This window comes from Leptospira ellinghausenii (assembly GCF_003114815.1).
Taxonomy (GTDB): domain Bacteria; phylum Spirochaetota; class Leptospiria; order Leptospirales; family Leptospiraceae; genus Leptospira_A; species Leptospira_A ellinghausenii.
Genome location: NZ_BFAZ01000008.1, coordinates 146,172 through 165,793, shown reverse-complemented (window position 1 = coordinate 165,793; position 19,622 = coordinate 146,172). Strand labels below are relative to the sequence as shown.

Annotated in this window: 19 protein-coding genes; 15 read left to right on the top strand and 4 right to left on the bottom strand. The window is 37.5% G+C overall.

Annotated features, from left to right (window positions below):
• The first annotated feature begins 1 nt into the window (after position 1).
• Both DI076_RS07960 and DI076_RS07955 read left to right on the top strand, forming a co-directional pair.
• Positions 2-598 carry a cytochrome C oxidase subunit IV family protein gene (locus DI076_RS07960; RefSeq protein WP_108959404.1) on the top strand — a complete coding sequence of 199 codons (597 nt, stop codon included), beginning with the start codon at positions 2-4 and terminating at the stop codon, positions 596-598.
• A 66-nt stretch (positions 599-664) separates the two neighbouring features.
• On the top strand, positions 665-2,617 hold the full coding sequence (locus DI076_RS07955) for a PP2C family protein-serine/threonine phosphatase (protein WP_108959403.1): 1,953 nt from the start codon (positions 665-667) through the stop codon (positions 2,615-2,617).
• Positions 2,618-2,623: 6 nt separating this feature from the next.
• Here the strand turns inward: DI076_RS07955 and DI076_RS07950 are convergent, their stop codons facing one another.
• On the bottom strand, positions 2,624-3,169 hold the full coding sequence (locus DI076_RS07950; RefSeq protein ID WP_369689763.1) for a class I SAM-dependent methyltransferase: 546 nt from the start codon (positions 3,167-3,169) through the stop codon (positions 2,624-2,626).
• Positions 3,170-3,480: 311 nt separating this feature from the next.
• Here DI076_RS07950 and DI076_RS07945 point away from each other — a divergent pair, with 311 nt between their 5' ends.
• From DI076_RS07945 to DI076_RS07925, 5 genes are all read left to right on the top strand, one after another.
• Positions 3,481-4,095 carry a hypothetical protein gene (locus DI076_RS07945; RefSeq protein WP_108959513.1) on the top strand — a complete coding sequence of 205 codons (615 nt, stop codon included), beginning with the start codon at positions 3,481-3,483 and terminating at the stop codon, positions 4,093-4,095.
• Between the two features lie 83 nt (positions 4,096-4,178).
• Complete coding sequence (locus DI076_RS07940; protein ID WP_004785733.1) at positions 4,179-4,760, top strand: CarD family transcriptional regulator; 582 nt, start codon at positions 4,179-4,181, stop codon at positions 4,758-4,760.
• A gap of 40 nt (positions 4,761-4,800) precedes the next feature.
• Positions 4,801-5,838: a PIN/TRAM domain-containing protein gene (locus tag DI076_RS07935; RefSeq protein WP_108959401.1), complete on the top strand. Its 1,038-nt coding sequence runs from the start codon at positions 4,801-4,803 to the stop codon at positions 5,836-5,838.
• A 24-nt stretch (positions 5,839-5,862) separates the two neighbouring features.
• Positions 5,863-7,635: an apolipoprotein N-acyltransferase gene (gene lnt, locus DI076_RS07930; protein ID WP_108959400.1), complete on the top strand. Its 1,773-nt coding sequence runs from the start codon at positions 5,863-5,865 to the stop codon at positions 7,633-7,635.
• On the top strand, positions 7,616-9,142 hold the full coding sequence (locus DI076_RS07925; RefSeq protein ID WP_108959399.1) for a hypothetical protein: 1,527 nt from the start codon (positions 7,616-7,618) through the stop codon (positions 9,140-9,142). The genes lnt and DI076_RS07925 overlap by 20 nt, the downstream gene beginning before the upstream one ends.
• A 22-nt stretch (positions 9,143-9,164) precedes the next feature.
• Here the strand turns inward: DI076_RS07925 and DI076_RS07920 are convergent, their stop codons facing one another.
• Both DI076_RS07920 and DI076_RS07915 read right to left on the bottom strand, forming a co-directional pair.
• Positions 9,165-9,614, bottom strand: a complete 450-nt coding sequence (locus DI076_RS07920; protein ID WP_245918333.1) for a hypothetical protein — start codon at positions 9,612-9,614, stop codon at positions 9,165-9,167.
• A 94-nt stretch (positions 9,615-9,708) separates the two neighbouring features.
• Positions 9,709-10,350 (bottom strand): flagellar filament outer layer protein FlaA, encoded by a 642-nt coding sequence (locus tag DI076_RS07915; RefSeq protein WP_108959397.1) that lies wholly within the window; start codon positions 10,348-10,350, stop codon positions 9,709-9,711.
• A gap of 64 nt (positions 10,351-10,414) precedes the next feature.
• Here DI076_RS07915 and ompL47 point away from each other — a divergent pair, with 64 nt between their 5' ends.
• From ompL47 to DI076_RS07890, 5 genes are all read left to right on the top strand, one after another.
• Entirely contained in the window at positions 10,415-11,497 is a 1,083-nt protein-coding gene (gene ompL47, locus DI076_RS07910; protein ID WP_108959396.1) for a multi-beta-barrel domain surface protein OmpL47, read from the top strand.
• Between the two features lie 216 nt (positions 11,498-11,713).
• Positions 11,714-12,256: a ComF family protein gene (locus DI076_RS07905; protein ID WP_245918332.1), complete on the top strand. Its 543-nt coding sequence runs from the start codon at positions 11,714-11,716 to the stop codon at positions 12,254-12,256.
• Positions 12,234-12,584 carry an STAS domain-containing protein gene (locus DI076_RS07900; protein ID WP_108959394.1) on the top strand — a complete coding sequence of 117 codons (351 nt, stop codon included), beginning with the start codon at positions 12,234-12,236 and terminating at the stop codon, positions 12,582-12,584. The genes DI076_RS07905 and DI076_RS07900 overlap by 23 nt, the downstream gene beginning before the upstream one ends.
• Positions 12,581-13,177 carry an RdgB/HAM1 family non-canonical purine NTP pyrophosphatase gene (gene rdgB, locus DI076_RS07895; RefSeq protein ID WP_108959393.1) on the top strand — a complete coding sequence of 199 codons (597 nt, stop codon included), beginning with the start codon at positions 12,581-12,583 and terminating at the stop codon, positions 13,175-13,177. Before DI076_RS07900 ends, rdgB begins: the two co-directional genes overlap by 4 nt.
• A 104-nt stretch (positions 13,178-13,281) precedes the next feature.
• Positions 13,282-14,319: an Lsa36 family surface (lipo)protein gene (locus DI076_RS07890; protein WP_245918330.1), complete on the top strand. Its 1,038-nt coding sequence runs from the start codon at positions 13,282-13,284 to the stop codon at positions 14,317-14,319.
• Here the strand turns inward: DI076_RS07890 and DI076_RS07885 are convergent.
• A complete protein-coding gene (locus tag DI076_RS07885) occupies positions 14,316-15,956 on the bottom strand; it encodes an ATP-binding cassette domain-containing protein (RefSeq protein ID WP_108959391.1) in 1,641 nt (546 codons plus the stop codon). The genes DI076_RS07890 and DI076_RS07885 overlap by 4 nt on opposite strands.
• Before the next feature lie 50 nt (positions 15,957-16,006).
• Here DI076_RS07885 and DI076_RS07880 point away from each other — a divergent pair, with 50 nt between their 5' ends.
• The 3 genes from DI076_RS07880 to DI076_RS07870 are packed head-to-tail and all read left to right on the top strand — an operon-like array spanning position 16,007 to position 19,609.
• The gene (locus DI076_RS07880; RefSeq protein ID WP_108959390.1) at positions 16,007-17,863 is read left to right on the top strand and encodes an OmpA family protein; all 1,857 of its coding nucleotides are present in this window, start codon (positions 16,007-16,009) and stop codon (positions 17,861-17,863) included.
• A gap of 4 nt (positions 17,864-17,867) precedes the next feature.
• Complete coding sequence (locus DI076_RS07875) at positions 17,868-18,596, top strand: LIC_11485 family protein (RefSeq protein ID WP_108959389.1); 729 nt, start codon at positions 17,868-17,870, stop codon at positions 18,594-18,596.
• Positions 18,593-19,609 carry a tetratricopeptide repeat protein gene (locus DI076_RS07870; protein WP_245918329.1) on the top strand — a complete coding sequence of 339 codons (1,017 nt, stop codon included), beginning with the start codon at positions 18,593-18,595 and terminating at the stop codon, positions 19,607-19,609. The genes DI076_RS07875 and DI076_RS07870 overlap by 4 nt, the downstream gene beginning before the upstream one ends.
• The last annotated feature ends 13 nt before the right edge of the window (positions 19,610-19,622 follow it).

The following is a 19,622-nucleotide window of genomic DNA, read 5'->3' as shown; positions in this document are numbered from 1 at the left end:
AATGGAATACGTAATCAATTACGGACTATACTTCATTGCACTCGTGGCTGTTTTTACACCTGTTTTAGGGTTTGGAATTTTTGCTCCAGGGATTGCAACCGCTACAATCCTTGGATTTATTGTAAACTGGTTTGGTCAATTTTTCCAAACAGATCGTTTTGCAAAATTCACATCCGAAAACAAAGACAACAAATTGCTGAAATTTGTTATGGGAGATGAAGATCATAAAGAAGATCATGCTTCTGCTTCTATGTGGGTAGAGGATGGTGAAGAGGAAGAAGAACACGACCACCATGTGATTTCCATCAAAACATATGTGTTTGTTCTACTTGCTCTATTCTTTGGAACCTTCGTAACCGTTTGGGTTGCTCAATATGACTTAGGAAAATGGAATATGATTGTGGCAATGGCTGTCGCAACTTGTAAAGCTTTCTTCGTTTTAGCTTACTTCATGCATTTAAAGTATGACAATATGCTAAACCGAGTGATTTTCCTCTCAGCGTTTGCTTTCCTTGCGTTGTTATTCGCTTTCTCTTTTGGCGATATCATCTCGAGAATTGCACCAACAACTGATACCCCAGTAAAAACTTTTTTCTAAAAAATTTAGAAAGTAGGTTTTGGAGAAACCCGCCTTCGTGCGGGTTTTTTCGTCTAATTAGGCATTGTGTATCAGCATTTCCAGACGATCGTTTCTAGATTTTTTGATTTAATCCCTGAAAGGAAAATTTATAATTTAGAATATTGTAAAGAGTTAGATCGCCAAACGAGAATCATCCAATTCCCTGGAAGTTTAATCGGCAGCATCGCTTTGCTTGGCTTTGCCTTTGATACTGATGCAAAACTCCACCCAGAATTTCCGGAGATGTTTTACTTTCGGCTCGGATTTACCATCCTTTGTGTTTTTTATATTTTCCTAAACTTATTCAATCAATCACGGAACATTCAATCTAGATTAGAGGGATTAACTTGGGGTTATGTTGTATATGGTTATGTGCTGTTTACTACATCGTTTTTTACGGGAAGAATTGCCGACGACGCACCTTATGTATCTGGATTACAAATGGTAGTCATCATTCTTTCCTTTTTACCACTTCCCAGAAAAACTCTTTTCATATACTATCCAATTTCGATTTTTTTATTCTTAACAGCTGTTATTATATACAAACCAAGTTTAAATACACCAGCCACAGATTATTCGATGCAAAACTTAATTTTAAGTTATATCTTGGGAGTTTTTAGTGGACTGATCATTGAAAGGTACAGATTCCACTCATTTTTAAACCACCTTCGTATCACAAAAAAAAATGAAGAAGTAACAAAAGCTGCAGAAGCTTTGCAAGCATTAAAGTCACAACAAGATGGGGATTATTTTCTAACCACCTTATTGTTTGATCCTCTTATCGGTAAAGAGTTAGATGGTAATGCAGTAACCATAGATACGGTTTTAAATCAGTATAAAAAATTTCAATTTCGAAGTAAGGAATACCAATTAGGCGGAGATTATCTTTCAGTATATAATCTGATCTTACAAGGCAAACGATACAAAGCATTTGTGAATGGCGACGCAATGGGTAAATCCATACAAGGTGCTGGTGGTGCTATTGTGCTAGGAGCGGTTTACAATTCCATTATCATTCGTTCCAAAATGGATCCAACTTCCTCAAACCGTTCCCCGGAAAGATGGTTACATGATTGTTACTTAGACCTTCAAAAAATATTCGAAACATTTGATGGAGCAATGCTCGTGTCAGCCGTAATCGGATTATTGGAAGAGTCAACGGGTACACTTTATTTCATAAACTTGGAACATCCTTGGGTGATTTTATATCGTGATGCAAAAGCGTCATTCATTGAAGAAGAAATTCATTATTATAAATTAGGTGTAATGGAAGTTCCATCCAATCGTTTTATTTCTGTTTTTCAAATGAAAAAGGGAGATAAAATATTCTGTGGTTCAGATGGGAAAGATGATTTGGTTATCTCTAACTCCGGAAAATACCGAGATATCAATGAAGACCAAAACTTAGTGTTAGATTGTATTGAAAAATCAAATGGTGATTTGCAAAACTTGGTATCCGTTCTCGAAACAAAAGGAAAGTATTCAGACGATTTGAGTTTGATTTCCTTGGAATATAACTTAGAATCAATAAGCAAACCAGGGAAGTTTTGGAAAGAAGCAAAAAAATTAATCAAAGAAAGGCAAAATTCCAAAGCTTTAGAATTACTTTTATCTTACCCTTCTGCTTTGGATACATCCATTTTGGAACTAAAATTCATTACAAAATTGTACGAAAAAGAGGGTGATCTTCTGAAGGCAATGGAGTATGCAAGTTTAGCTTTAGAAAACTTCCCATCAGATACAAGTTGGATGTTTCATACATCTGTATTATACAAAAGACTTTATTCCATTTATAAATCTCAATCATTTTTGTTTGAATCACAAGAGTTAAGTGAAAGAGTGCGTCTTCGCCAACCAAATAACATACGGAACTTAATCCATTTAGCGGATGTATGTAGGTTGTTAGGAGACAAAGATCGGACAAGTTATCTTGTTCAAATTCTAAAGAAAATTTCGCCTGAGAATAAAAAACTCGAAGAATTGATTCGTTTGTTATAATTTAGCTTATAATTGAAATAGGATGATTCTGTTCTCTATTTCCATTCGTTTGAATCCATAAAATTCTTTGATCCATTCAAATGCCTCCTTTGTATAAAAGAAGGTATGTGTTTGGTCATTTTTATAATACCAACGATCAAAGGAAATGGAATCGTCATAAGGGTGTGTTAAGATATATAACATTCCATTTTCTTTTAGAAGGGACTTAAGTTTATGGAATTCTAAATTTGGATGATGAAAATGTTCCACTACTTCTGTTAAAATGATATAATCATATTGTTTTGTTAAATTTTCTGGATACGGGTGAAAAAAAGGATCAAATAAAAGTATCTGATACCCTTTCTCTTTGAGTAAAAATTCTACAACTGGTCCAGGGCCAGCACCATAATCCAAACCAAAATCCCCAGGTTTTTGATGTGTTAGGACTTTTTCGACAATGGGTCTCAAAAAATTTTGGTATTGAACATCATGGATATCATTGTTATGTTCAAGGTATCTTTTTTTCTCGTTATCAACTGAAGGTAAAAAAGTTTTATCCATGAAGATGGACAAACAGTTTGTGCACCGATGGTAAACCCTGAATTTGTTTTGGTAAAAGGGATTGGATGGAGAATGGCAAAGAGGGCAATTCATGAGAAACGAATCCCAGTTTCTTTTGAATCAAGTACCTTTCAATGAATATTCCATTAGCGAATGTTAATGTTGTAACTCGTATTGTATTCAAACTTTTAAAGAAATCCTGAACTTTCCCAGATAGGTAGCTTGGATTTTGGTTCATCGCTAATGAATGGAATCCTAAAAAACCAGTCTATTTTTTGGGTTCTCCTTCCGATAATTGTGGTAATAGAGAAATCGGAACGCCCATGCAAAATATAGATTATTCCAGAAAGCTTCGGTCCGGCCGACCCTACGATGGGGAGAATCCAAACCATTCTCCTTTCCCAGCTCCTTCTTATTCTCAAGTCAGCGCCAAACCAAAATCTGCGTTCATCCTCCTCATTGGTGGCATTTTACTTTTTACCTCAGGAATGGTGGTTGGTATCCAATTGGGTCAAAAAGAAAGTAAATTTAAGGAAAACGCTGAAACTTCATTTTCGAATGTAGGGACAAAATCGCAGTTATCTACCATTCCATCTCCTTCCCAAAGGGAAGTGGATGAAACAAACGAAACAGAAAAACCGTCTTCCGAACAAAATGCTTCCTCTCCATTTCCATCTACGTTAAAATTCCCACCAAAAAATGACCAAATCAATTATATGGTACAAATTGGTGATTTTAGCCCAGAAGAAGCCGTTTCAATCGGCAAACAGCTGATAGAATCCCAGCCAAATTTAAGAGGTAGGATTTTTCGCACTTCAACAGGGAAATTATTTGCTGGTTATTTTTACCGATTGGAAGATGCAAAGGAAACTTTGGACATCGTAAAAGGTAAATTGCCCCAATTGACTGGAGCAGAAGTAAAAACCATTCGATTCTGAACTATTTTTGCCAACTTCCTTGACATTGGCCTTTTTTCAGGTATACTCTAGGTAAGAGTATTTACGGAAGTTATTATACTTACTTGGCTACAAAAAAACTAAACGAAAAAACTAAAGAGCCTAAATTCAAGGTTGGGGATTACGTTGTATACCCGATCCATGGAGTAGGTGAAGTCACAGAAGTTGCTAAAAAGCTGATTCTGGGGAAGAAAAAAGACTGTTACAGTTTGGAAATTCAAGGTTCCAAAATGAAGGTCTCTATCCCTGTGGATCGCGCAATGGATGTGGGTATCCGGTCGATCATTGATAAAAAAGAGATCAAAAAAGTTCTCACTCTCCTAAAAAAGGATGAGGTCGACACGGAAGAGGACTGGAAAGTCCGTTACCAGAACAATATGAACAAGATCAAATCTGGTTCTATTTTCGAAGTGGCTGATGTGTGCCGTAATCTTTACAGACGTGCCTATGGCAAAGAACTCTCCATTATGGAGAGAAAGCTCTATGAGAGCGCCTATAATTTAGTAAAGATGGAAATTGCATTGAGTAAGGGTGTACCCCAAGAAGAAGCAGGAAACATTGTTTCCGATGTGCTGGCAGCTTCAGTGCAAGGTATGGCACCACCACCACCTCCAAAAGAATTGGATGATGATCTAGATTTAGAATAAACTTCCGTTTTTACTCAAACTCTTTTACAAGGATTGAGTTATGAAACATTTACTTTCAGCCATTGGGGCATTTCTTGTCACTTCGGTATCGTTTTTCTTTATACATTCAGAATCGCAAAACATCGTTTTGGCGGGCGTACTAGCTGGCGTTGTTCTGGTTTATTCTTTGGTTCTAATTCTCGGTGAGAGAAAATTATTCCCAGAAATTAAAGCAGATGTTGTTCTTTGTGCAAGTGTTGGTGCACTGCTTGGACTCTCCATAGCTGCATTTCCTGTCAGTTTGCTTAATGATTATGGATACAAATCGGTTTCCATTTTTGTTGCTGTGCTTTTTTTCCTAACTGGAGTAAAAGCAGGGGTTTCGTTTTCTAAAAAACCTGGCCTTTCCATTTTTGGTGGTGGCAGTGGTGCACCTGGTTCTAGTTTTTCCATTCCAGGGCTGGAAGGAACGAATTCACATATTCGAGATAAAATTTTAGACACTTCAGTGGTGATCGACGGAAGGATCTTAGACATTGCAGATACACACTTCTTAGATGGCCCACTCATCCTTCCTAACTTTGTGTTACGTGAAATCCAATTGATTTCCGACTCTTCTGATCCGATCAAACGTGCTCGTGGTCGTCGTGGTCTTGAGATGTTAAACAAACTCCAAAGAAAAGGATCGATTGAAGTCAAAATCACTTATACTGATTATTCTGATACTCGAGAAGTGGATGCAAAACTAGTCAAACTTGCTCGAGATACTGGTGGAGCTGTTGTTACCAATGACTTTAACCTTAACAAAGTAGCAGAGTTACAAGGAGTTCGAGTTCTCAACTTAAACAACCTTGCCAATGCATTAAAACCCGTTGTGTTACCTGGTGAAGAGTTTCAAATTTCCGTCATCAAAGAAGGGAAGGATGAAAACCAAGGAATTGGTTACTTGGAAGATGGAACTATGGTTGTGATCGAAAATGGTGGCCATTTAGTTGGGAAAGATGTTCGTGTAGTTGTTACAAGTATCATCCAAACTGCTGCCGGAAAAATGATATTCACAAAAGTACAAAACGGTAATAATAACTACAACAAATCGTAATCTTTTTTTTGTAGTCTAACGGATATGAAACTGGCTCGTTTTTTAATTTCACGCGAAGGGTTCATATCCGTTCTTTGTTATACGGTAACTGCCGTATTTTCTTTTCTCTCCTTTGCTCCTCTCAATTTGCCTATCTTTGTATGGTTTGCTCCTTTCGGACTCTTTATCATCGAAAAAAGAAACCGAGGTGAATGGAAAAAACTCATCTACCACGGATTTGGTTTTGCCATTTTGTTTTATTTGGTGTCCTTCCATTGGGTCTACCATATGACAACTGTTTTTGGGGGATTCGATTGGTATTTAGCCGTTCCCATTTTTATTGGATCTGCTATTTTATTAAATTTTAAATTTCCTGTTTATTTACTTATTTTCTCTTTTTTGGTAAAAAAAGTTGGAAAATTTTTTCCATTGATTGCATCGTTTTCGATTCTGTTTGCTGAATTTTTTACTCCCCAAGTTTTCCCTTGGTACTTCGGCAACGTAGTGGCAGAAAATCAAATTTTAGCACAAAACGCAGAGTATACAAGTGCTTATGGATTATCTGGTTTTTTATTTTTTGTTTCTTATTATTTGTTTTACCTTAAAAATCCGAAAAAATTCCTCCATTTTTTGTCTTTGATTCAGTCTCTGATCACAAAACACCGAAAACTTGCCAAGCAACTGTTAGTTGGTATAGTTTCTCTTTTGATTGTGTTGGTGTTATTTTTTGGGAATGGTTTTTATTTGTACCATAAATGGGATAATGTCCAACCAATCGCAGAACGAGAGGTTCTCATTGTCCAACCGAATGCTCCATTGGAGTTTCGAGACGGAAGAAACCCCGCTGAAGAAATTCGAAATTTAATGACTCGTATCGACCGTATGGTGGAAACAGAATTAAAACAGAAACCAGTGGATTTGGTGGTTTTACCAGAATCTGGAGTTCCATTTTTTACCACCCATGATTCAGAAGTAACTAGATCCATTCGGATATATTGGCACCAATTTGAATCTCTAATGGCCATCATCAGTTTACGACATGGAACCAATTTATTTTATAATGAATTGGATGCAGACATTCCTGGAGGAAAAGAGTCTGCGCGAATCATCCGCAATGACATTCGTACGTACAATTCGTCCGTACTCATGAATCCAAATGGCGAAAGGAAAAACAGTTACCAAAAAGTATTTTTACTCATTTTTGGTGAATACATGCCATTTGAATGGATGTATGCTTTGTCTGGTCAAACGGGACAATTTGCACCAGGAACAAAAATGGATTTGATTCCTTATTATGAAAGTCGTCAAACTCCTTCAAATGTAACGAAAGATTTACATTGGGAAGATACATTTGGGTTGAGTCCGGATTCGGTAAGAGAACATTACCGTTCTAACCAAATTGAAGAAAAAACAATTGGGTCCTTCTTGCCTTTGATTTGTTATGAAGTGATCATCTCGGAATTTGTGCGTAAATTTGAGGGAGATCCAGATTTTATCGTGAATGTAACAAACGATAAATGGTATGGAAATTCAGTTGAATCCTATCAACACCATACCTTGGGTCGTTTGCGTGCGATTGAATTTCGAAAGTGGATCGTTCGATCTACAAATTCAGGAACGTCCGTTTTTACGGATCATTTAGGACGTAATATAGATAACGAATTCACACCAATTGAAACTACGGCAACCATCCGGAAAAAGGTATCGGTTATCCCAGGTGAAATGACATTTTATCGACTTTATGGAAACTTACTGTCTTATTTGTTTATGGGAATTGTAGGACTTGTGTTTTTTGTTTATGCTAAAAGGAATTCGTAATGTTTTATTTGAGAATCGTTTTTACATAGCATTCTATGTTTCCGTTGTCTCTCACATAACATTTATTATATATTCATTTAATCATTCAGACTCCATTTACCAAAAAACTCTTTGTGGTCCCGCTTGGATTTATGCAACCGAAGATGAGAAAGAACTCTCTTTTGAAATGAGTTTTGGTAAAAATATGGGTGAATCAGGTGATTCTGAATCAAATGAAGATCCTGGTGAGGGCCAAGAGGAAGGGGAGGGTGAAGGCAAAGAAGGTTTTTCTAAAGGAAAATATAAGGGAAGCCAGTGGGAAGATTTGGTTCAAAATTTAGAAGGAACCTCAAACTTAAGAAAACAGTTCCGAAATGATTATGATCAAATCAATGAAAATTCAGGTGTTGCTGATTCTTATATCAAAAGACATCGAGATTTTGAAGACATTATTGTTAAAGATGTTCTTCCCACTTTAAAAAATATCAGAGATCCATTTAAAGTAGATATTGATTCTGCAGAAGACAATTTATATTTACACAAAGAAAGAAACCGTATCATAGAAGAATTCCGTAAAGGTGAGGAATCAACTTCACCAATTACAATGAAATTATCAAAAGAAGGGGAACTTCCACCTAAATCTCCTTTATCGATGCCAAAAGAGGATCGAACCAAATACTTAGATCGGACATTAAAACAAAAAAAAGAAAAGCAGTTAGATGAATTTATTTCAAGGTTTATGGGATATGACCCCAATAAAGGAGATTTGAATTTATTTGTAAGAGATTTGTATTATGAAAACTTACAAAGGTTAGCATACCCTTTTAGTAACGATATGAGTTATTTTGCTATCGATTACTTCCAAGAAAATCTGAATAAAGAAGATTTTTTGAGACAAATGATGGCGGCTTTGTCAGCTCAATTAGGAACCAATACTGGAACTGAAATTTTATTTTCGATTGAAAATATCTATTACATCCAAGGAAAAGCTCTCGAACAATACTTCAGAGTTAAAGATTATTTAAAAAACTCTTCACCCGAACAAAAACAAACTCTTAGGTATGAAACTCTCCGGCAGGTGGAAGCTAAGTATAAAAATCTTTTGAAAGAAAAAAAGATTCTGAATGTGATGGATGCCGAAGAAGCCTATGTGAAAAAAAGAATCGATATTCTCGATACTCTTCTCACTCACACTCCAAATTTTTACCGAACAAAGGATGGAATGTTTGAAAAAGCTAAAGTCCTATGGGAACATGGGCAGTGGAAACAAGATTCCAAACTCCAATCGGATGCTTTGAAACTTTGGTACCAGATTCCAAAAATACCGAAGAATGGAGATTTTTTAAACCAGGAAACTTTTGATACCATTCAACTGTTGTTACGTGACGTTGGTGATCCAGCTGATGCAAATGTATTATCGCAACAAACAAAAAGCCAAATCGAATATGCTTTGAGAACAAGACTTGATGATGTTATGTCGAAGAAGAAATTGAGAGAAGATCGACTTCTTTGGCCAAAAACCAAATAGATCCTTTTGCAATAACTAGTTTTTAAGTTTTAATATTCTCTAATCCATTTTCATGGAATTCGGTTGCCCATTGGTCATGAAAAGGGGTTTCTTTTTCGATTCGTTCTTCAATGGCCATTTGGGAAATCGCAGTTTCTCCATAGTGGCGCAGGAAATCACGGTGGGCCAAACGTTCTATGAGAGCTTGCCAAAATACTTCGTCTTCATAGTCTTCCAGAATATCAACAAGACCACTTTCTTCTTCAAACTCACGAGTCAGGTATGGTTCTCCATTATTTTGGTCAATTTGGACAATATTACCTAAACCCGCATGTTCAGCTTGTGAGAAAACATGGCGAACAACGTCTGCAAATCGAGAATCAGAATCTGGTTCATCCTCCGATCTGTCTTTGGCTTGTAATGTGGAAATGACCCAATCTCCCATATAAACTAATTTGAGCAGGGTTTCGTATTGTTCTAAGGAGAGTTCCATTTCCATTTAGGATCAGGATTGGTTACGAGGTTGGGAAGAAAAGAGTTTTTTTCAGAGACTTCCGAGGAGAAATCCTGGAAAAAGCCATAAAAACTCAATCCTCTAATAAGATTTCTTTGTTTCGGAGAGGTCTATATTTATCTCGCACAATAGCAGTTATATCATCAATCGCGATTAGCACTTCCTGGTTTGGGTCGTTGTTTTCATAAGGTAAATAAAAGAATCCTAAAATACGAATGGAACTTTTTTGTAGAAAAACCCGATCGTTTTGGTCGAAATTTTTTGAAATGGAAACAGTGATGGTTTTCCAACCACGGTAGTTTAGCGAAGTAAGGTTTAATTGTCTAACTTCTGCATCTTGCGTTTCTATGATCAGTGTTAGGTTCCCACTCGATTGAGAAGAGTAAATCGGGATGGAGATCTCTTTAATGAAAGCATTCACTTCAATGGGTTTCGGAAAGTACAATGAAAATGGTAAATTGGCATCTTTGGGAATCCGAAGCACAAGTGCTTGTTTGGAGCCAGGAATGGGTGCTGTGAAATTGTTTGATAGGCTGATTTCGGGAAGTTTTGTTCCTTTTTCCAATTTTGTGCGCAAATGACTCGCATTGAAATTTGAAAGTTCAAAATTTTCGAGAAGGATTTCCCTCCAAATGCCAGTCTCGCCATTGATTTCGGAATGGAATGGAGAAATGAGAAAAAGTGTTAGGATTATGGTGTTTCTTAAAGCAATCATGTTGACAATATTTCCTTACAAAGAGGATATATATGTTTTATCTGTAAAAAGGAGACATATACTAATGCAGGCGCACAAATACCTTTTGGCCATTTTAACAATTTTTTTCGCAGGCCAAATCTCAGCACAGGTTGCTGACCCAAAAGCCACTACTTCCACCAAAGACAAGGCAATTCAAAAAACTGAAACCACGTCTACACAAGCCAAAGATGGTGTGAACAAAGTTGAGACAACTGTAAAAGACATTTTGGGAGACAAAAAAGAAGCTGGAGCTTCTACAAGTGATGCACCCGCTCTTTTTATCACTAGTAAAACATCGTTTTCTTTAGACGCAAAAGATGATTCGTCCATGATCGATTTCATCGAATGGAAACCAAAAAATGGTGAGTATAGAAGATTCACTCAACCAATCCGTATTTCGGAAGAAGGACTTACTGAGATTTACTACCGTTCCGTTGATAAAGTAGGGAACGCAGAAACTCCAAAAATCCTTGTTGTGAATGTAGACAATACTGCTCCACGTGTGAGCCTTGTTCCACAAGAACAACTGTTTGTTTTAGACGGAGTTCCTTTTGCTTCTAAAAACAACACATACACAATTGTTGCGGAAGACCGCCAAACAGGTGTAGAAAAAGTTCAATTCAGTATCAACCAAGAAGCTTCTAAAGTTTACGCTGATCCAATCAAATTGGAAGTTGGTGGTGCAAATACAATTAAGTATTCTGCAACTGATAAGTCTGGAAACTCTTCTCCAGAGTCTTCTATGATCATCACTGTTGACGATGTAAAACCTACAATTGAAATCGTTCCTTCTTTCCCTTTAGTGGACATCAATGGAAAAAATTTCCAAAGAAAAGGAAACGTATTCTATGTAAACGCAACTGACAAAGAATCTGGTGTGAAAAAAATCTTAGTTAAAGTTGACGAAGAAGAATTCAAACCTTATGTAGAAGCAATTGCAATTGAAACACAAGGGGATCACGTGATCAAAGCTATGGCTGTTGACAATGTTGGAAACCAATCGGATGTCATCGAAGTAAAACTTACTGTTGACTTAACTCCTCCAACTTCAACAATCCAAAAAGCAAGTGAAGGGCCAAAAGTAGAAGCGGCACCTGCTCCGCAAACTACAACTCCTGCTAAGTAATTTTTAAAAAAGTAAGACCAAACTCTTACCTAAAAAACCCCTTTCTATATGAGAGGGGTTTTTTTTTCACTACTGTCATTTTTATTTCCAAAGTACTGTATCCGTTGTGGGCAACACGATCGATTCTCAGACATTTTCGGTTTGTGTAAAGTTTGCACCAAAAATTGTGCCAGATCACAAGACAGCTGGAAAACACCTTTTTCCATTCCGAAACCAGTGGATCGTTTTGTATTTTATGAGGAAACTTACTCTTTGCAAAAGAGAGACCTGATCGCCAAAGAACTTTTCCTTTCCTTAAAATTCCAAAACGAAAAACAAATCTCCAACTACTTCTGTTTAGGTTGGAGGCAGTTGGCAAAATTTTGGAAACTCGACCCTCCCGATTGTTTTGTAATGGTTCCTTCCAAACCGAAACCTGGACCAAAACCTTACCATGTCGCCTGGTCGTTACGAAATCGGCTGATACGAGGCCTAAAATTAAGGGAAGATACGAGTCTTCGTAAGGTTTCAAAGGACAAACAGTCGGAGAAACGATTTGAAGAGAGATTTTTTCATGCAAAAAAGGCATTCGAATTCACAAAAAGTGATAGAATCATAGAAGGACTTCATGTTCTACTCGTAGATGATATATTTACGACAGGTGCCTCACTCAATGAAATTGCTCGGTTGTACAAACTGAGAGGGGTAAGGAAGGTAACTTGCGTAGTTTTCTTGTTAAGCGGGGTGATTGAATCGAATGGATGTTCAAGTCAAGGATGACATAAGGATTATCAAATTTTCTGGAGCCATTTTAAAAGTGGATTCCGATGAAATTGAAAAAGAATTGTCAAAACTCACCCAAGGTTCTGTTAAAAAAATCATTTTAGATTTAACTAAAGTTCATCATATATGTTCAACTGCTTTAGGGATTTTTGTCGCCACAAAACGTAAGTTAAAGCCTTTGAACGGTGATATTAAGGTGATTGTGGTTGATGAAGATTTAATCCAATTATTCGAAATCACAATGTTAGATAAAGTTTTTGAAATTTTTCCTGACTTGCCTTCTGCAATGGAAGGTTTCCAGTTAGACGAGGAAGATTCCCACTGACAAAAAAAACGTTAGCATTTGCATCTGGAAGTGATCATAAGCGAAAAGAAATGCAAATGTTACTCTCACCTTTGGGTTATGAGGTAGTCACACCAAAAACTTTAGGCATCAACTTCGAACCAGTAGAATCTGAGTCTACATTTGTTGGTAATTCATTTATCAAATCCAGAGAACTCTTTCGCCTAACAGGCCTTCCGTCTTTTGCTGATGATTCTGGGATTTGTGTGGATGCTCTTTCTGGGGAACCGGGAGTATATTCCGCAAGATTTGGTGGTCTTGGGCTTACCGATAGAGAACGTGCTCTCTATTTACTTGAAAAGTTAGGAGAGAATCCGAATAGAAAGGCATATTATAATTGTGTTGTGAGTTATGTAGATACGATTCACCAAGTTTCCTTTGATGGAAAGGTAGAAGGGTTCATCACCCATGATTATGATGAAATTGGAAAGTATGGATTTGGATATGATCCTATTTTTTATTATCCGAATTTCGGAAAACGGTTTTCAGAAGTCCCAGAAGAAGAAAAAAACAAAGTCTCACACCGAAAAAAAGCGATGGAACTATTTTTGGAATGGTTTCAAAATATTCAGTAACGGAAGTTAGCTTAACTTAACTTTTTGTATCGAACGGATTTTGTGGAATCATCATGAAACCAATTGTCCTTTTTGATTCAAAATGTTGAAGTATGAAACTCTCAATGATTCGCACAACCAACAAATTTTTTGCAATCTTATTCTTCTTTCCAGTTTTATTGGGAAAAAGTTTTCAATTAGAAGCACAAGTCATTTGTGGAGGGGCAGAGTGTGCAAACATTCCTTCCGAATACCAACTCCTCGGAAATTTTGCGGGCCCCGCTTTAGATCGAATTTATACGAATGGCTTTCTTCGGTCCATGGGAGAGAATGCAGTATTACAAAATCTGAATGCAAACCAATCAGGTGCCCAGAATGTTCCCTCCTACCGTTTGGGCTTAGGTTACACGATCGCAAGAGGACAAGCTAAAGCACGTGATTTGTATTATGAAAACTCTGAACTTAGAAATTTGCCAAAAGAAGGTGTCGCTGCGTCTCCTTCCTTCAATTTTACAGCCAATCTGAGTCAATTGTTTCAAACTCCTTATGCCAGTCGTTGGAATGTCACAACACATTTTTTCCCTTATGAATTTACGGAAGCAAATATTCCATTCGTAAAGATTCGTAATACTGAAGTTAGGGGAAAGATCCAAAACTATGGAATTTTGTTTCGTTATTTCCCAGAATCTTCTGGTTTTTCTTTTGGATTTGGATTTTTTCAAACAAACCAAGACTTATACTTAAGTTCGTATGATCGTAGAACCACTCAGTTCCGAATCGACGGAGAAAAACGAAGGTGGTTGGGAATCAATGATTTGTATTACCAATCAAGGATATCTTCTTTTTCTTTCGATGTGAAATACAATTGGACAATTGGAATTTTATCTATTACACCTGGTTTTGGATGTGTATACAATGAAGGATATACTTCAATTCAAGTGAGTCGGTATGCACTGATTTCAACTCGATCTAATCCAGATGATTTTTCGACCTATCCGAGTGTTATTGGAATTCGTCTCGCTACTCGTTATGATCATGTTTCCAGTTTTGGATATGGAAGTTTAGGCTTACGATTTGGACAGGGAAGGTTTAGTGTGACTACGGAAGTGATGGCAGGGAGAGAAATGCAATCAGCAAATCTCTCCTTAAATTACCAATTTTAAGGGGTAAGGATTGCTCCCCCAGTAAGTCGTTTGTAAAAATCGTTTCCTTCTCTTTCCAAAAATTCTTCGTAATTTCCTTTGAAGTCTTTGATTCCTTCTGGAGTTACTTCAATAATTCTAGTACAAAGTGAGGAAATAAACTCCCTATCATGCGAAACCAATATCACTGTTCCATCAAACAAAGATAAGGCGTAGTTTAGTGCTTCGATCGTTTCTAAGTCTAAGTGGTTAGTTGGTTCGTCAAGAGCGATTACGTTGTCACCAGCAAGGATCATTTTTCCAATGATCATACGAGATTTTTCACCACCCGATAACACAGTTGTGGATTTGTTGGCCATATCACCTGAAAAAAGCATCCTACCTAAAATTGCACGAATCTCTTGTACTTCTGTGCCTTGAGGTGAATTGCGAAGTAACCATTCAACCAGAGTATCTGCATCTGGTTCCATTGCTTCTCTATGGTCCTGCGGGAAAAAAGATGTTTCTACCGAATCACCCCATTTTACTTGGCCAGAATCTGGTTCCAATTTTTTTAATAACATTTTAAGAAGTGTGGTTTTACCTACACCGTTTGTTCCAACAATCCCCACCTTCTCACCTTTCGTAATGGAAATGCTAAAGTCTTTGATGACTGGTTTTCCATCATATGACTTTGTAATGTTGATTGCTTCGAAGACATCTTTTCCTAACACACGTTTTGCTTTGAAACGGATGTAAGGAGCTACCCTTGAAGAAGGTTTTACCTCTACCATATCAGATTTGATTTTTTCGATCATCTTTTGACGAGACGTAGCTTGTTTTGATTTACTAGCGTTAGCTGAGAATCTTGAAACAAACTCCTGTAAGTCGGCAATTTTTTCTTTTGCTCTTTTGCTGTCATTCATGAGTTGTTCGCGGGATTGTTCAGCAGCAATCATAAAGTCGTCGTAGTTCCCTGGGAAAACTCGAATGGTATTATAGTCAAGGTCAGCGATATGAGTGGCAACTGAGTTGATAAAGTGACGGTCGTGGGAAATCACGATGACCACACCTTCATAATTGATGAGAAGTTCTTCTAACCAGTGGATGGTTTTGATATCTAAGTGGTTCGTTGGTTCGTCTAGGAGGAGGACATCTGGTTTTAAAAATAACACTTGGGCAAGGAGAACTCGTAATTTGAACCCACCTGTTAAAAAGTTAAGCGGACGGTTGTGAGCAGTGGTAGGAATTCCAAGACCTTCTAAAAGTTCCCCCGCAACCGATTCGGCTTCGTATCCACCCATATCTGCAAATAATTCTTCAATTTCGGAAATCCGGATCCCTTCTTCGTCCGTCATGTCTTCTTTGGCATAAATGGCGTCACGTTCTGCCATTAGGTTCCAAAGTTCAGGATTCCCTCGTAAAACAGTGCCTAGTACGGTCTCATTTTCGTATTCATAGTGGTCCTGCTTCAAATACCCAACTTTTACGTCCTTGTCGAGGACCACAGAGCCTGCAGAGGGCTGTAGAATGCCCGCCAGGACCTTCATGAAGGTCGATTTTCCCGAACCATTGGCTCCAATAAGCCCATAACGGCACTCCGGTTTGAATTTAATGGAAACGTTTTCAAAAAGGGGTTTTTTCCCGAAGGAGACTGTAATGCCGCTAGCTTGGATCATAGGTCAATTTTCTAAGGGAATCAGAGGTTTCAACCGACATTTCGTATGGTATGGCACGGATTCTACTCATCATTCTCTTCCTTTTTGGGAGCGGACTCACCAGTTCGCAAAGTATAAAAAATGGAATCCAGGTTTTGGAGGGAGACCTCATCAATACAGGCCATCTTTTGCGAACAGAAAAACAAGTATTCCGCATCACGAGTACAACCTTACAGGAAGAACTCGCTTATCTAAGTGGGAAAAAAGTACGGATGTTATGCGATGTGCAAGGGGATGGATGTTCACCCATTCGCTATGAAATTGAACCATTTGAAACGGGAAAAACTCCTGATTGGACCTTAAAAAAAATCCCAAGGTATGTAACACAAGGGTTATTCTCCTTTAATCCACAATGTACTCCTGATGGGAAAATACTATTTTGGACTGCCCTTGTGAGAGAAGGGGGCAGGTCCACTCAGAAAATTTGGGCATCAAAACGAGACCAATTTGGGTTTTGGATGGCAGGTGAACAATTGCCATCTCCATTAAACAACCGTTATCCTTCGGCCGTGATTTCTGCTTTGCCAGGTGGGAATGAACTTTTTGTATTTGGAAACTTTGGTGAGGATGAATTACTCGATCAACTCAAACGTGAGATGACACAAAAATCGCAATTGGCAACAAGAGAAGCAGCCAATGCCAAAGAATTTCATATTGTTCTCACTAAATTAGAAAACGAATACAAAGAAAGATCAGAAAAAATCCAAAATAGAGCACCCTTGTATAAAACTCGTAAAACGGAAACTGGTTGGTCGTTACCAAGTCCAATCCATTTCCCAAGTTTTTATAATTGGTACAAAAAAGCAGATAATCCCAACCAACAAGTATTTGGTGGATCAGCATTGTCTTCCAGTGGTAGAACTTTGATTTATTCGGCCCAACAGAAAAAAAATTTTGGAAAACTCGATTTATATGTGAGTTTACAAAACGAAGCAGGAATTTTTGAAGATGGAATTAACCTAGGAAATACCTTAAACACAGGAGAAGAGGAAATGGCTCCTTTTCTTGCACCTGATGATCGTACCTTGTATTTCTCTTCCTCCGGAAGAAAAGAAGGGATTTCTATTTTTATTGCAAGGAGAAATGGTGATTCTTGGACAACATGGTCGGAACCACAGGAATTGTCTCCTAACCTAAGAGGCGTTAACTTTTTTAGTATCCCTGCTGTTGGGAACTGGGCCTATGTATCAAGAGAGGGTGAGTTGTTTATGGCAGCAATCCCACAACATTTTCAACCAGATCCTGTTATGGTGATCAAAGGGAAAGTTGTAGATGAAGAAGGAAAACCGCTATCTGCATTTGTCCAATATGAGTCTCTCTTAAAGAAAAAAACCATTGGGTCCACCATCAGTGATCCAACTACAGGTGAGTTTAGTCTGATTTTACCTTATGATGAAAATTATGGATTTTACGGTGAAAAAGAAGGTTATTTACCTGTCTCACAAAACCTTAATTTGTTGGGAAAAGAAAAGGAAGATAAAGAGAAAACTGTTTTACTCGTTTTACCGAAACTAAGGAGAGGAAATCAAATTGTGATGAACAATTTGTTTTTTGCCTTTCGATCTGCAGACTTTGCCAAAGAGTCTGAACCAGAACTTGACAGATTGGCAGGAATTTTGAAAAAAACCTCCAATTTAAAGGTACTCATCGAAGGCCATACGGATAATGTTGGTACAAAAGTCGCCAACCAAAAGTTGTCCTTGGAACGTGCAAATTCAGTTGCCGTTTATTTAAAGTCTAAACATAAAATAGAAGAGGCGAGGATTTCTGTGATTGGTCTCGGGCCAAGTAATCCCATCGCAGACAATGCGACGGAAGAAGGCCGAGCTGTGAACCGAAGGGTAGTTTTTAAAATTTTGGAAGAGTGAATCTGTGGACATCAAGAATATCAATATACCCAAAGTCAATGTAGACACACAAAAAATGATGGGGGCTGTCGATGGCCTTGTGGATAAAATCCCCCCTCAAGTCCAAGATTTACTCAAAAAAATCGCCATCGCTCTTTTTGTTTTTTTTCTGATTATGGCGATTTACATTGGATGGTCCAATGGATGGGAAAATGCCAAACCACAAGGACAACAGTTAGCACAAGATACACGCAGTTTGTTCATTATGGAAATTGAAAGGGATTACAATCGTAAACGCAAAGATGTTCGAATGTCGGACCCTGAAGATTTAAAATATGAATCCAATCGCCGGATGCAATTTGATTTCCTCAGTGAAAGAGAATCAAATGGATACACACACGATACGATTCCCGAAGAACAAGAGTTTTTGGGAAAAGAATATGATTTTAGAAATCGAAAATCAGAAGATACATCTGTACCTCCCATTTACACTCCGTCAGGTGATGGTTTAATCCCTTCTCCTATTGATGTACAACCTGTATCTCCAAAAGATAGTTTAGAACCATCTCAAGCATCTGATGATGAGGTTAGGATGCAAAAAATGTTAACTCGTGTTTCTGAATTGGAAAAAAAAGTGAAGGAAAAAAACGAAGAGAAAAATTTAGAAACTTTAAAACTGCCTAAACCTCCTGAATCAAAAGAAGGTTTTGGAAAACCAAGAAGTTTAGAACGGATTCCAAAAGACCTCCGATGAATTGTCTAACCAAATGTTTATACTGGTTTGAAAAACAATGGTTAGTTTTAACCATTGCTTTCTTCCTTTTTCCTGTTTGTATTTTTCACCCGATTACAGCTGAACCTCCTGAGATTTTTTTACCTTTTCCTGAAACTTGGAAAGAAACAAATCCGAATGTTGATGAATTCAATACTGCACCTTCTTCTGCAAACATCCAAACAAAACCAAAGGAATCTTCGACTGTTTCCAATCAAAATGGAAACAATATACAAACACCCACAAACTCAGGTGTAGTTCCTTCCAATTCTAAAGACCAAGTTTCCATTAACACTTCTTTACCAACATCAGGACCAATTCAAGAACCAAAGGTTCAAGATAAAAAGAAAAAAAAGAAGGAAGTGATCGATCCTTCCAAAGCTTCGTTTCAAAAAGGTAAGGCATACCTTTCCAGAGACCAGAAAAAATCGGCTGAACAAGAATTTGCCGATTCTTATAATAAAGAAGGTGATTCTGCAAAATACTCTCGCACTGAGAACACCAACTTATTTGGATTAGATGGAAAGGATAAAGAATCCTCAGGTTTAGTCGAAAAACAAGAAGATCCTGATCTAAAAATTAAAACTCAATTTGAGTTAGCAAGATCTTTGGATCGGATTGGGAATCCTGATTCGGAAGAAAAAGCTTACAAAGAATATCTGAAGTTGGTCACTGAATTTCCAAAACACCCAGAACTCACACCTAGGGCACATTATGCGATGGCGATTTTGTTAATTCGTAAAAAAGAATTCCGATCGGCGGCCCACCAATTGGTGAATGTGATCAAAAACTTCAAAGAATCTGAAGAATTTTTGCCAGCACATTATTATTTAGGTAAAATTTACGAGAGCAGTTGGGATGAAAGAGATTTGGAACGTTCCTTAAAATACTACCAATTGTATTTAAACGGAATTGATGGAAAAAATCCAAAACCTGGTTATGACTTTCGAAAGGAAACCCGAGAGAGATTACGGGTCCTTGGTTCTTCTATTTAAGTTAAGTTCTATT

What these genes read in the sequence shown, in the direction of transcription:
- DI076_RS07935 (WP_108959401.1), top strand. Translation starts at nt 4,801, where the DNA reads ATGAAACATTTACTTTCAGCCATTGGGGCATTTCTTGTCACTTCGGTA.
- DI076_RS07915 (WP_108959397.1), bottom strand. Translation starts at nt 10,350, where the DNA reads ATGATTGCTTTAAGAAACACCATAATCCTAACACTTTTTCTCATTTCT.
- ompL47 (WP_108959396.1), top strand. Translation starts at nt 10,415, where the DNA reads ATGCAGGCGCACAAATACCTTTTGGCCATTTTAACAATTTTTTTCGCA.
- DI076_RS07885 (WP_108959391.1), bottom strand. Translation starts at nt 15,956, where the DNA reads ATGATCCAAGCTAGCGGCATTACAGTCTCCTTCGGGAAAAAACCCCTT.
- DI076_RS07945 (WP_108959513.1), top strand. Translation starts at nt 3,481, where the DNA reads ATGCAAAATATAGATTATTCCAGAAAGCTTCGGTCCGGCCGACCCTAC.
- DI076_RS07870 (WP_245918329.1), top strand. Translation starts at nt 18,593, where the DNA reads ATGAATTGTCTAACCAAATGTTTATACTGGTTTGAAAAACAATGGTTA.
- DI076_RS07880 (WP_108959390.1), top strand. Translation starts at nt 16,007, where the DNA reads ATGGCACGGATTCTACTCATCATTCTCTTCCTTTTTGGGAGCGGACTC.
- DI076_RS07925 (WP_108959399.1), top strand. Translation starts at nt 7,616, where the DNA reads ATGCTAAAAGGAATTCGTAATGTTTTATTTGAGAATCGTTTTTACATA.
- lnt (WP_108959400.1), top strand. Translation starts at nt 5,863, where the DNA reads ATGAAACTGGCTCGTTTTTTAATTTCACGCGAAGGGTTCATATCCGTT.
- DI076_RS07960 (WP_108959404.1), top strand. Translation starts at nt 2, where the DNA reads ATGGAATACGTAATCAATTACGGACTATACTTCATTGCACTCGTGGCT.
- DI076_RS07890 (WP_245918330.1), top strand. Translation starts at nt 13,282, where the DNA reads ATGATTCGCACAACCAACAAATTTTTTGCAATCTTATTCTTCTTTCCA.
- DI076_RS07920 (WP_245918333.1), bottom strand. Translation starts at nt 9,614, where the DNA reads ATGGAACTCTCCTTAGAACAATACGAAACCCTGCTCAAATTAGTTTAT.
- DI076_RS07900 (WP_108959394.1), top strand. Translation starts at nt 12,234, where the DNA reads ATGGATGTTCAAGTCAAGGATGACATAAGGATTATCAAATTTTCTGGA.